At 60.6% G+C, this 12,950-nt stretch carries 10 protein-coding genes; 7 read left to right on the forward strand and 3 right to left on the reverse strand.

Going from position 1 to position 12,950, the window contains the following annotated elements; all coding sequences use genetic code 11:
• Positions 1–18 precede the first annotated feature (18 nt).
• Positions 19–939 (reverse strand): LysR family transcriptional regulator, encoded by a 921-nt coding sequence (locus H7A77_RS04525; protein ID WP_047572137.1) that lies wholly within the window; start codon positions 937–939, stop codon positions 19–21.
• Between the two features lie 105 nt (positions 940–1,044).
• On the opposite strand from H7A77_RS04525, the gene H7A77_RS04530 reads away from it, so the two are divergent.
• The 7 genes from H7A77_RS04530 (at position 1,045) to mglC (ending at position 9,417) form a co-directional block, all read left to right on the forward strand.
• Complete coding sequence (locus tag H7A77_RS04530; RefSeq protein ID WP_147837794.1) at positions 1,045–2,202, forward strand: YbfB/YjiJ family MFS transporter; 1,158 nt, start codon at positions 1,045–1,047, stop codon at positions 2,200–2,202.
• 244 nt (positions 2,203–2,446) lie between these two features.
• Positions 2,447–3,112 carry a GTP cyclohydrolase I FolE gene (gene folE / locus H7A77_RS04535; RefSeq protein ID WP_004938969.1) on the forward strand — a complete coding sequence of 222 codons (666 nt, stop codon included), beginning with the start codon at positions 2,447–2,449 and terminating at the stop codon, positions 3,110–3,112.
• Positions 3,113–3,191: 79 nt separating this feature from the next.
• Positions 3,192–4,364 carry a DUF418 domain-containing protein YeiB gene (gene yeiB / locus H7A77_RS04540; RefSeq protein ID WP_042784037.1) on the forward strand — a complete coding sequence of 391 codons (1,173 nt, stop codon included), beginning with the start codon at positions 3,192–3,194 and terminating at the stop codon, positions 4,362–4,364.
• 127 nt (positions 4,365–4,491) lie between these two features.
• Entirely contained in the window at positions 4,492–5,529 is a 1,038-nt protein-coding gene (gene galS, locus H7A77_RS04545; RefSeq protein WP_042784038.1) for an HTH-type transcriptional regulator GalS, read from the forward strand.
• 265 nt (positions 5,530–5,794) lie between these two features.
• Entirely contained in the window at positions 5,795–6,787 is a 993-nt protein-coding gene (gene mglB / locus H7A77_RS04550) for a galactose/glucose ABC transporter substrate-binding protein MglB (protein ID WP_033650594.1), read from the forward strand.
• Between the two features lie 99 nt (positions 6,788–6,886).
• The gene (mglA, locus tag H7A77_RS04555; protein ID WP_004938959.1) at positions 6,887–8,395 is read left to right on the forward strand and encodes a galactose/methyl galactoside ABC transporter ATP-binding protein MglA; all 1,509 of its coding nucleotides are present in this window, start codon (positions 6,887–6,889) and stop codon (positions 8,393–8,395) included.
• Positions 8,396–8,406: 11 nt separating this feature from the next.
• Complete coding sequence (mglC, locus tag H7A77_RS04560; RefSeq protein ID WP_033642445.1) at positions 8,407–9,417, forward strand: galactose/methyl galactoside ABC transporter permease MglC; 1,011 nt, start codon at positions 8,407–8,409, stop codon at positions 9,415–9,417.
• Between the two features lie 919 nt (positions 9,418–10,336).
• Here the strand turns inward: mglC and sanA are convergent.
• Both sanA and H7A77_RS04570 read right to left on the reverse strand, forming a co-directional pair.
• The gene (sanA, locus tag H7A77_RS04565; protein ID WP_004938948.1) at positions 10,337–11,080 is read right to left on the reverse strand and encodes an outer membrane permeability protein SanA; all 744 of its coding nucleotides are present in this window, start codon (positions 11,078–11,080) and stop codon (positions 10,337–10,339) included.
• A gap of 169 nt (positions 11,081–11,249) precedes the next feature.
• A complete protein-coding gene (locus tag H7A77_RS04570) occupies positions 11,250–12,947 on the reverse strand; it encodes an NAD-dependent malic enzyme (RefSeq protein ID WP_004938945.1) in 1,698 nt (565 codons plus the stop codon).
• Positions 12,948–12,950: the final 3 nt, after the last annotated feature.

Below are 12,950 nucleotides of genomic sequence, written 5' to 3' on the forward strand. Positions count from 1 at the left end.
AGTGGTTTTCTTTTTAAATCAGGCGATATCGACAACGTCTGATAAATCGTTGGGGGTGTTTTCATCAACAGCGGCGGTTTCCGTCTGTTCAATAATCAATTCTTTCAGCGCGCGCACGTTCGGCCCGAACGCGTCGCGGCGCCACAGCAGCCAGGTGGCGGTGTCGGCCACGTCCGGCGGCAGGGTGTGAACCCGAACCCGCTCATGGCCCGGCAGCAGGCTGAGCACCGAATGCGGGATCATCGCCAGCCCGGCGCCGCTGGCGACGCAGGCCAGCATGGCGTGATAGGACTGGATCTCCATGATCTGCCCCGGCCGTGCGCCTTCGCGCTTGAACCAGGCCTCCAGCCGCAGGCGGTAGGAACAGCTGGCGCGAAAGGCGAACAGCGTTTCGCCGTTGGCGTCTTTGGCGCTGTGGATCGGCGCGTGATCGAGACAGGAGATCACCACCATATGTTCAGGATAGGCGATGCAGCCGTTCAGCTCGTCATAGGGCACCGGACCGTCGACCAGCGCTGCCGCCAGCGTGCCGGCGCGCACCCGATCGGCGATTTCGCCGGAGGTGCCGGTAGTCAGCGACAGAGACACCTGCGAGAAACGCTGGTGGTAAGCTGCCAGCAGCGAGGGCAGGCGGGTGGCGGCGGTGCTCTCCATCGAGCCGAGAGCAAAGTTGCCCGCCGGTTCGCCGGCATGGGTGATGCTCATCGCCTCGTCGCTCAGCGCCAGGATGCGATTGGCGTAGCACAGAAAGTTATGGCCCATCGGCGACAGGCGCAGGCGCTGTTTTTCGCGGATAAACAGATCGGCGCCCAGCTCCTGCTCGAGCTGGCGCAGCCGGGTGGTCAGATTCGACGGCACGCGGTGCAGCTGCTCGGCGGCGCGGGCGACCGAGCCGGTTTCCGCTACGCAGCAGAACATGCGAAGCTGGGTCAGATCCATAATGTTCTCGTTTCGTGATGAACTTGATGACTATTATTCAGTTTTTGTGAGTTTAATACTGCGGCATGATACTGGCAACTTTCTTTTAACCTTTTGGATACCGGTATGGCTTTACGTATTGCCTTGAGCGGGTTTGCCGCGCTGATCGTGGCGATGGGCATTGGCCGCTTCGCTTTCACCCCTCAGGTGCCGCTGATGATCGCTGACCACCAGTTCAGCCTGACCGGCGCCGGGCTGGTGGCGGCGATCAACTATTTGGGATACCTGTGCGGCGCCTACGACGCGATGCGCGCCACGCGCCACGTCGAGCGGCGCCTGTGGCTGGGCGTATGGGGCGCGATGGCGCTGACGCTGCTGTCGGCGTTGGCGCAGGATGAATGGACCCACGGCGCGCTGCGCTTCGTCATCGGCTGGGCCAGCGGCTGGGCGATGGTGCTGGTGGCGGCCTGGACCAACGAGCGGTTGGCGCACTACGGCCGGCCGGCGCTGAGCGCGGCGGTGTTCGCCGGGCCGGGCGCCGGCATCTTCCTCAGCGGCATGCTGGCGGTGGGCATCAACGCGCTGGGGCTGACGGCGGCGCAGGCCTGGCTGGTGTATGGCGGGCTGGCGCTGGTGCTGGTCGGGGGGATTAGCGCCTTTCTGCCGCGCAGCGGCGAGCTGCATCGCCCGGACGTGGCCCCGGAGCCGCTGCTGCTGACGCCGGCGCTCAAGCGTCTGGTGTGGAGCTACAGCCTGGCCGGCTTCGGCTATATCCTGCCGGCGACCTTCTTGTCGCAGATGGCGGCGGCGCGTTTTCCCGACAGCCTGTTCGCGCAGTTCGTCTGGCCGGTGTTCGGCGGCGCGGCGGTGTTGGGGATCGTTATCGGCATTGTGACCCGCCATCGGCTGACCACTCAAACCCGGTTGGCGATCACGCTGTGGATACAGGCGTTGGGCGTACTGAGCGCCGAAGTGGTGCCGGGCGTGGCCGGCCTGGCGCTCGGGGCGTTGCTGACCGGCGGCGGTTTCCTCTGTGTGGTGCAGCTCGCCCTTCAGCACGGCCGTGAACTGGCGCCGCGCCATGCGCGTTACATGGCCGGATTGCTGACCACCGGTTATGCGATCGGCCAGCTGGTTGGGCCGATGCTGTCGGCGCTGTCGACCGCCTTGACCCATCGGCTGGAACCGGCGCTGTATGTGGCGGTGATAGCGCTGTTGGTGGCCGGAGGGCTGGCGGTGAATACCCCGGCGCGGCGGTTGGCGCAAAAAACGGCGACTCGGTGATTAAAATCCATACAAAAAGCGTGGAGACCCGCAGCCGGCCTGATTGTGCTAAATGCGAAGATTTCACCTCTGGATGAAGCACTATCACTGGATAATCGCCGCGCTCTCATCTACAGTGGGGGCAAAATCTTGACCGGGTTCACGTTATCCACCACGAAAACTCTGCCGTCACGAGAGCAAGCAATTCGCCGGCCGCACGCCCTATCAGGCCGCCGGCGGGTTCCGTCCGCAGGAGAACAAATACATGACATCATTAAGTAAAGAAGCCGCGCTGGTGCATGCGGCACTGGAAGAGCGTGGTCTGGAGACACCGCTGCGCGGGGAAGTGCTGGATCGCGAAACGCGCAAGCGTCGCATCAAAGAGCACATGACCGAAATCATGCAGCTGCTGAATCTCGATCTGTCTGACGACAGCCTGGCGGAAACGCCGCATCGCATCGCCAAAATGTATGTCGACGAGATCTTCTCCGGTCTGGACTACGCCAACTTCCCGAAAATCACCGTCATCGAGAACAAAATGAAGGTGGATGAGATGGTGACGGTGCGCGATATCACGCTGACCAGCACCTGTGAACACCACTTCGTCACCATTGACGGCAAGGCCACCGTGGCCTATATCCCGAAAGACTCGGTGATCGGTCTGTCGAAGATCAACCGCATTGTGCAGTTCTTCTCCCAGCGCCCGCAGGTGCAAGAGCGCCTGACCCAGCAGATCCTGGTCGCGCTGCAGACCCTGCTCGGCACCAATAACGTGGCGGTATCGATCGATGCGGTCCATTATTGTGTCAAAGCGCGCGGCATTCGCGACGCGACCAGCGCCACCACCACCACCTCGTTGGGGGGGCTGTTCAAGTCCAGCCAAAATACCCGCCAGGAGTTCCTGCGCGCGGTGCGCCATCACCAGGGGTGATGGCGTTGCGGGGCGACTCGCAAAACGACAACAGGCGCCTGCGGGCGCCTTTTTCATGAGCGGAAGACAGCGATAAAAAATGAACAGTCATCCTCTGCCGCGCATCGCCACGCTGGACTGCGTGCGCGGCATCGCCATCCTCGGCATCTTATTGCTGAACATCAGCGCCTTCGGCTTGCCGAAGGCCGCCTACCTCAATCCGGCCTATCTGGGGATGCCGTCATCGCGCGACGCCTGGACCTGGGCGCTGCTGGATCTTTTCGCCCAGGCCAAGTTCCTGGCGATGTTCGCGCTGCTGTTCGGCGCCGGGCTGCAAATGCTGCTGCGGCGCGGCAAAAGCTGGATCCGCGCGCGGCTGTCATGGCTGGTGCTGTTCGGCCTCGCGCACGCCATCTTCCTGTGGGACGGCGACATTCTGCTGGCCTACGGGCTGATCGGCCTGGTGTGCTGGCGCATGATCCGCGAAGCCAAAGACACATTCCAGCTGCTGAAAACTGGCGTGGTGCTCTACCTGATCGGCGTGGCGGTGCTGCTGCTGCTCGGTTTTGTCTCGCACGGTGAACCGGGCAGCTTCTGGCAGCCGGGCGTGGCGGAATTGCAGTACGAGAAGTTCTGGAAGCTGCAGGGCGGTTTCGAAGCCTGGCGCAGCCGCGCCGATCTGCTCTCGTCCAGTCTGCTGGCCATCGGCGCGCAGTATGGTTGGGAGCTGGCGGGGCTGATGCTGTTCGGCGCCGGGCTAATGCGCAGCGGCTGGCTGCGCGGCAGCTATTCCTCCGGCTATTACCTGCGGCAGGCGGCGTGGCTGTTGCCGCTGTCCGTGCTGATCCAACTGCCGGCGGTGGCGCTGCAATGGCAGGTGCACTGGGACTATCGCTGGAGCGGTTTCCTGCTGCAGGTGCCGCGCGAGCTGGGCGCGCCGCTGCAGGCGCTGGGCTATCTGGCGCTGTGTTACGGTTTCTGGCCCGCGCTGTCGCGCCTGCGCATCGCCCACTGGCTGAGCCAGGTGGGGCGCATGGCGCTGAGCAACTACCTGTTGCAAACGCTGATCTGCACTACGCTGTTTTATCGCTTTGGCCTCTATGAGCAGTTCGACCGGCTTCAGCTGTTGGCGTTTGTGCCTCTGGTCTGGTTGGTCAACCTGGTCTTTTCCGCGCTGTGGCTGCGTTACTTCGAACAGGGGCCGATGGAATGGCTGTGGCGCAAATTGACGCAGATGGCCGCCGGTGAAACGGAATCCAAAGCGCTGAAGTGAGCGCCCATCGGCAGGTTAAAAAAATGTATGTAAACGTTTTCTTTCCTGTGACGTAATTCACGCAGAGCTGCGGGTCAATCGGGGTAGGATAGCGCCACCGGCCACTACCCCGATTTCAGGATCCCGCATGCCTCCAGTTCATCCGATCACTATTCGCGACGTGGCGAAACGCGCCGGCGTCTCCGTGGCGACCGTGTCTCGCGTGCTCAATCACAGCGCGCTGACCAGCAAAGAGACGCGCGAACAGGTGCTGCAGGCGGTGGCGGAACTGGGCTACCGCCCCAACGCCAATGCACAGGCGCTGGCGACCCAAAGCAGCGATACGCTGGGCGTGGTGGTGATGGACGTGTCCGATCCGTTCTTCGGCGCGCTGGTGAAAGCGGTAGACACGGTGGCGCAGAAACACCACAAGTATCTGCTGATCGGCAACAGCTATCATCAGGCGGACAAAGAGCGCCATGCGATCGAAGTGCTGATCCGTCAGCGCTGTAACGCCCTGATTGTTCACGCCAAAGCCTTGAGCGACGCCGAACTGATCGGCTTTCTGGAGCAGGTGCCGGGCATGGTGCTGATCAATCGGATTATCCCCGGCTATGAGCCGCGCTGCGTTGGGCTGGACAACGTCAGTGGCGCTGACATGGCGATGCGTCTTCTGCTCTCGCAGGGCCATCGGCGCATCGGTTATCTGGGCTCCAATCACCCGATCGAAGACGGGCCGCTGCGTCAGCAAGGCTATGCGCAGGCGATGGCCGCCGCCGGGCTGGCGACGCCCGACAGCTGGCGCGCGTACGGTTCGCCGGATCTGCAGGGCGGCGAGGCGGCGATGGTCGAGCTGCTGGGGCGCAACTTACAGCTGAGCGCGGTGTTTGCCTACAACGACGCCATGGCCGCCGGCGCCATGGCGGTGCTGAAAGAAAACGGTATCACGGTGCCGCAGCATTTCTCGCTGATCGGCTTCGACGACATTCCCATCGCGCGCTACACCAGCCCCAAACTCACCACGGTGCGTTACCCGATCGTTTCGATGGCCACGTTGGCGACCGAGCTGGCATTACAGGGCGCAGCAGGCCTGGCGGAGCCGCAGGCGAGCCATCTGTTCATGCCGACGCTGGTGCGGCGCCATTCTGTCGCCCCCTGGCAAAGTGAGGCGACGGTCACTCTCTGACGATTTAATCTTGTGTAACCGTTTTCAATCTGTGAGAAAATTCACAGAATATTAACATCACGCCGTCTATGCTCTAGGCGTTTTCAGGCGCAAAGGCCCTTGCCGCTGTAACCGTTTATCTCGCGCTGACACAGCATTTCTCGGAAATAACAAGATCCACGGACGACAGGTGTTGAGTGGAAATCGCCTGGCCTGGGGTGCGCGCACTGCCGGTGACCATTGGCTCAAAGACGAGTAATACCCTACACAGAACCGGAGATTGACAATGAATAAGAAGGTTTTCACCCTGGCCGCCATGGCCGCTGCCATGATGTTTGGCGCCGCAGCCCATGCTGATACCCGTATTGGCGTCACGATTTACAAATACGACGACAACTTCATGTCGGTGGTGCGCAAAGCGATCGAGAAAGACGCCAAGGCGTCACCGGACGTTACCCTGTTGATGAATGACTCGCAGAACGACCAGTCCAAACAGAACGATCAGATCGACGTGCTGCTGGCCAAGGGCGTGAAAGCGCTGGCGATCAACCTGGTCGACCCGGCCGCGGCGCCGGTGGTTATCGATAAGGCGCGCGCAAACGATATCCCGGTGGTGTTCTACAACAAAGAACCTTCCCGCAAAGCGCTGGACAGCTATGACAAGGCGTATTACGTCGGCACCGATTCCAAAGAGTCCGGCGTGATCCAGGGCGAACTGATCGCCAAACACTGGAAAGCCAATCCGGCCTGGGATCTGAACAAAGACGGCCAGATCCAATTCGTGCTGCTGAAGGGCGAGCCGGGCCACCCGGATGCCGAAGCGCGCACCACCTACGTGGTGAAAACGCTGAACGAGAAAGGCATCAAGACCCAACAGCTGCAGTTGGATACCGCGATGTGGGATACCGCGCAGGCGAAAGACAAGATGGACGCCTGGCTCTCCGGCCCGAACGCCAACAAGATCGAAGTGGTGATCGCCAACAACGACGCCATGGCGATGGGCGCGGTGGAAGCGCTGAAAGCGCACAACAAGACCAGTATTCCGGTGTTCGGCGTGGATGCGCTGCCTGAAGCGCTGGCGCTGGTGAAATCCGGCGCGATGGCGGGCACGGTGCTGAACGACGCCGACAATCAGGCGAAGGCCACCTTCGAGCTGGCGAAAAACCTGGCGGCGGGCAAACCGGCCACCGAAGGCACCCAATATAAAATCGAAAATAAAGTCGTGCGTATCCCTTACGTCGGCGTAGATAAAGACAACCTGTCTCAGTTCATTAAATAAGAATTGAGATCCCGCTAAGACCCCGCCTGCGGCGCCAACACCAGGGATACCGCCGGCGGGGATGTTTACGACTGCAAGATCGTTAAGCCAGGTGTATTTATGGCCGATAGCTCACGCGAATTTTTGCTGGAAATGACGGATATTTGTAAGTCATTTCCCGGCGTCAAAGCCTTGGACAATGTCAATTTACGCGTCCGTCCGCACTCCATTCACGCCCTGATGGGGGAGAACGGCGCGGGGAAATCGACGTTGTTGAAATGCCTGTTCGGCATTTACAAAAAAGACAGCGGCAGCATTGTATTTCAGGGCCGGGAAATCGACTTCAAGAGCTCGAAGGAAGCGCTGGAGCACGGCGTTTCCATGGTGCATCAGGAGCTGAACCTGGTGCTGCAGCGCACCGTGATGGACAACATGTGGCTGGGACGCTACCCGACCAAAGGCCTGTTCGTCGATCAGGACAAGATGTTCAAAGACACTCAGGCGATCTTCGACGAGCTGGATATCGACATCAACCCGCGCGAAAAGGTGGGCAACCTGTCGGTGTCGCAGATGCAGATGATCGAGATCGCCAAAGCGTTTTCCTATGACGCCAAGATCGTCATCATGGACGAACCGACCTCTTCGTTGACGGAGAAAGAGGTCAATCACCTGTTCACCATCATCCGCAAGCTGAAAGAGCGCGGCTGCGGCATCGTCTATATCTCGCACAAGATGGAAGAGATCTTCCAGCTGTGTGACGAGATAACGGTGCTGCGCGACGGCCAGTGGATCGCCACCCAGCCGCTGGAAGGGCTGGATATGGACAAGATCATCGCCATGATGGTCGGCCGCTCGCTGAGCCAGCGTTTCCCCGACAGGCAGAACACGCCGGGTGAGGTGATCCTCGAGGTGAAGAACCTGACGTCGCTGCGCCAGCCTTCGATCCGCGATGTGTCCTTCGATCTGCACCAGGGCGAGATCCTCGGCATCGCCGGGCTGGTGGGCGCCAAGCGCACCGACATCGTCGAGACGCTGTTCGGCATTCGCGAGAAGGTGGCGGGCACTATCAAGCTGCACGGCAAGGCGATCGACAACCACAGCGCCAACGAAGCGATTAACCACGGTTTCGCGCTGGTGACCGAAGAGCGGCGATCCACCGGGATTTACGCCTACCTCGACGTGGGTTTCAACTCGCTGATCTCCAACATCCGCAATTATAAAAACAAGCTCGGCCTGCTGGACAACGCGCGGATGAAGAGTGACACCCAGTGGGTGATCGACGCCATGCGGGTGAAAACGCCGGGGCATCACACCCATATCGGCTCGCTGTCCGGCGGCAATCAGCAAAAGGTGATCATCGGCCGTTGGCTGCTGACGCAGCCGGAGATCCTGATGCTGGATGAACCGACGCGCGGCATCGACGTGGGCGCCAAGTTCGAGATCTATCAGCTGATGACCGAGCTGGCGAAGAAGGGCAAGGGGATCATTATCGTCTCGTCCGAAATGCCGGAGCTTTTGGGGATCACCGACCGTATTTTGGTGATGAGCAATGGTCAGGTTGCGGGCATCGTTAACACCAAACAGACCTCGCAAAATGAAATCTTACGTCTCGCCTCCCTGCACCTTTAAGGATTCGAATTATGAACGCGCTAAATAAAAAAACCTTATTTACCTATTTCAAGGAAGGCGGCATTTACGTGGTGTTGCTGGTGCTGTTGGCCATCATCATCATTCAGGACCCCACTTTCCTCAGCCTGATGAACCTGAGCAATATCCTGACGCAGTCTTCGGTGCGCATCATCATCGCGCTGGGCGTGGCGGGGCTGATCGTGACCCAGGGCACCGACCTGTCCGCCGGGCGGCAGGTGGGGCTGGCGGCGGTGGTGGCGGCCACGCTGCTGCAGTCGATGGATAACGTCAACAAAGTGTTCCCGCACATGGAAACCTGGTCGATTCCCGTGGTTATCCTGCTGGTGTGTGCGGTCGGCGCGGTGATCGGCCTGGTTAACGGCCTGATTATCGCCTACCTCAACGTGACGCCGTTCATCACCACGTTGGGCACCATGATCATCGTCTACGGCATCAACTCGCTGTATTACGATTCGGTCGGCGCGTCGCCGGTCGCCGGCTTCGATCCGAAATTCTCCACCTTTGCCCAAGGCTTCTTGCGCTTCGGCGACTTCAAGCTGTCGTACATCACCTTCTATGCGCTGATTGCCATCATTTTCGTCTGGATCTTGTGGACCAAGACCCGCTTCGGCAAGAACATCTTCGCCATCGGCGGCAACCCGGAAGCGGCCAAAGTGTCCGGCGTCAATGTGCCGCTGAACCTGATCATGATCTATGCGCTGTCCGGCGTGTTCTATGCCTTCGGCGGCTTGCTGGAAGCGGGGCGCATCGGCAGCGCCACCAACAACCTCGGCTTTATGTATGAGCTGGACGCCATCGCCGCCTGCGTGGTGGGGGGGGTCTCGTTTGCCGGCGGGGTGGGTACGGTGTGGGGCGTGGTGACCGGGGTGATCATCTTTACCGTCATCAACTACGGCCTGACCTATATCGGCATCAACCCGTACTGGCAGTACATCATCAAGGGCAGCATCATCATCTTCGCCGTGGCGCTGGACTCGTTGAAATACGCCAAGAAGAAGTAGATCTACCGCAGCAGAGACGACAAGGCCGGCCTATTGCCTAATGCTGGTCAGTTAGCGTTTTTTTGAAGTACTCGAGTCGTTTTCGGTCGATAAATGAGAGGTGCATCATGAGGCTCCAGCACCTCGACCGAGCCAGGGGCCGAAGGCGCGGCCCCTGGCAACCCGCGCCTTTGCCCTATCAGACGGTTGGCTTTGCCAACGTTACTCAGCCCATCCCTGGGCTTCGCCCCTTCGGGGCCGCTGCAAGCAGCGTTCAAATCTGCTCCAGGCAGATTTGTCCTCTCTCCGCCATAGCGCATTGAGGCCGGTTGCGACAGGCGTCCCTGCCTGTCTCACCTGAAACCGCCGTCCATGGCGGTTTCTCCTAATGCACTATGCCTGCGTTCGGCGTCTTCAAGGGCGTCCAATACCGTGCTCATCTCCGATTACGCTTCTCTGTCATAACCTCATAAGGGACAGGTTGCCCGGTAGCTGCCAGCTCGGATGTTGACCTTAGGCGCGCATCACCGGCTGCCGAGCAAGACGGCGTTGTCAGGGGCAACCGGCCAGGGAAGGCCGGTTGAGGCGAGACTAACAGGGACGTTTGTCGCAGCCGACCCGCCCGACAATGCAGACGCGGCGAGGACAAATCTGCCGGGAGCAGATTTGAACGCTGCTTGCAGCGGCCCCGAAGGGGCGAGGCCCAGGGTGGGCCGAGTAATTTCCGCACAGCGGACAGACGGTGTTAAGCAAGGGCGCGGGTGGAGGGGCCGCGCCTTCGGCCCCTCCAATTGCCGTTCATTGTAGTAACAGAGAAATTCGGGGGATTTACGGCAATTCATCCTGCACGTCACGTAAAGAGACTGGATAAAAAATACCAGTCAGGCTTAAGTGACCGGCATTAGGCCTATTCTTCCGGCTTTTTTGGGCGTTTGCCGCGTCAGGGCTGTTTGGCTTTCTGTTTCTCTTCTTTCAGCTTGTGCTCCAGCTCCACCAACTGTTCAGGCGAGACGGCGGGATAACCCTGGGCGTCTTCCGGCACGGTGTGCATGGCGGAGATCGGGATCAGCGGGCCGAGGAAGCGCGGCTCGCGCTTGAGGATGTACAGATCGGTCAGCGCGCCCAGACGGGCGAAGATCTCGCGGGCGCGCACCGTCATCATGTCCTTTGGCGACGGCACCGCGTAACACTGTGCCTGAATGCCCATGTGCAGGGCGATAAACAGCGCGCGCTCGCAGTGGAAGCGCTGGGTGATGATGATGAAATCGTTGGTGTCGAACACCTTGCGGGTGCGCACGATGGAATCCAGGGTGCGGAAGCCGGCGTAATCCAGCACGATATCGCTCGGCGCCACGCCGGCGGCGATCAGATCGCGGCGCATGGTCATCGGTTCGTTATAGCTTTGCTGGGCATTGTCGCCGCTCAGCAGCAGGTATTTCACCTTGCCGCTGTTATAGGCGTTGATCGCTCCCTGAATGCGGTAACGGTAGTACTGGTTGATCACGCCGGTGCGATAATACTTGGCGGTGCCGAGCACTACGCCGACCTGGCGATGTGGCAATTCCTGCAGTTCGTCGTAGACGTAAGGCGCGGTTTTCCAGCTGATCCAGCGATCGAGCGCAATAGCCGAGCCCATCAACACCGCAATGATGATGAACAGGCTGATTATCAGGCGTTTCCACATGTTGTTGCCTTACGCGCGCCGGGCTGAAAAAGATGGATCAAGGCTACTTTACCTGACCGACCGACGCAAGACGCGAACCGCCTGAAGCACGCGCGTCGCCGCATTTTTCGGCGGTTTTGCCGCACAAAAAAGCCCGGCGGAACCGGGCTGGGTCATTTCAGCGCGTCAATCAGAACGAGGTGCGCTTATAGCTGCGGTACTGCGGCCGCCAGAAGTTGTGCTCGATGGCTTTCGACAGTGCGTCTTCGGAGGTGACGATCGCCACACCCTGCAGCTGCGCCGCTTTGCCCACTTCCATGGCGATGCACTTGGATACGCCCTGAATATCGTCGATATTCGGCAGCAGCGCGCCGTGGCCGTCGGTCGCCAGCGGCGAACAATCCGCCAGCGCGCGGCTGGCGGCCATCAGCATGGCGTCGGTGACGCGGGTGGCGCCGGAGGCCAGCACGCCCAAACCGATGCCCGGGAAGATGTAGGAGTTGTTGCACTGGGCGATCGGGTACAGCTGCTCTTTGTAGCTTACCGGCGCAAACGGGCTGCCGGTCGCGACCAGGGCGGCGCCGTCGGTCCAGTTGATGATGTCTTCCGGACGGGCTTCCACGCGCGAGGTTGGGTTGGACAGTGGCATCACGATAGGGCGTTCGCAGTGCTTGTGCATCTCGCGGATCAGCTCTTCGGTAAACAGCCCTGGCTGGCCGGAAACGCCGATCAGAATGGTCGGCTTGGCGTTGCGCACCACGTCCAGCAGCGAGATGGCGTCGCTGGCGGTTTCCCAACCGGCCAGGTTGTCGCTCTTCTGCACCAGCTTGCTCTGGAAGTCGAGCAGGTTCGGCAGTTTGTCGGTCAGCAGGCCGAAACGGTCAACCATGAATACGCGGGCGCGCGCTTCGTCTTCGCTCAACCCCTCGGACTTCATCTGCGCGATGATCTGCTCGGCGATGCCGCAGCCGGCGGAACCGGCGCCGAGGAAGGTGACGGTCTGATCGCGCAGCTGGCTGCCGGCGGCGCGGCTGGCGGCGATCAGGCTGCCGAGGGTGACCGCGGCGGTGCCCTGGATGTCGTCGTTAAAGCAGCAGATCTCGTCGCGGTAGCGGTTCAGCAGCGGGGTGGCGTTGTTCTGCGCGAAGTCTTCGAACTGCAGCAGCACGTTCGGCCAGCGGCGTTTGACCGCCTGAATAAACTCTTCGACGAAGGCGTGGTATTCCTCGCCGGAGATGCGCGGATGGCGCCAGCCCATGTACAGCGGATCGTTGAGGCGCTGCGGGTTGTTGGTGCCGACGTCCAGCACCACCGGCAGGGTATAGGCCGGGCTGATGCCGCCGCAGGCGGTATACAGCGACAGCTTGCCGATGGGAATGCCCATGCCGCCGATGCCCTGGTCGCCCAGGCCGAGAATGCGTTCGCCGTCGGTCACCACGATCACCTTGACGTTCTGCTTGGTGGCGTTTTGCAGCATGTCATCGATGCGATCGCGGTTCGGGTAGGAGATGAACAGCCCGCGCGCGCGGCGGTAGATATCGGAGAAGTGCTCACAGGCCTCGCCGACGGTCGGGGTGTAGATGATTGGCATCATCTCGCTCAGGTGCGAGTCCAGCAGGCGATAGAACAGGGTTTCGTTGGTGTCCTGGATGTTGCGCAGGTAGATGTGCTTATCGTTATCGTTCTTGAAATCCTGATACTGACGGTAGGCGCGTTCCACCTGTTCTTCGATGGTCTCCACCGCTTCCGGCAGCAGGCCGTGCAGGTTGAAGTGGCTACGTTCTTCCTCGGTGAAAGCGCTGCCTTTGTTCAGCAGCGGAAATTCCAGCAGAATCGGGCCGGCGTAAGGGATGTAGAGCGGGCGTTTGCTTTCGTATTCTAGTTCCATCAG

It is taken from the genome of Serratia sp. ME47 (genome assembly GCF_903970925.1).
Lineage (GTDB): Bacteria > Pseudomonadota > Gammaproteobacteria > Enterobacterales > Enterobacteriaceae > Serratia > Serratia ureilytica.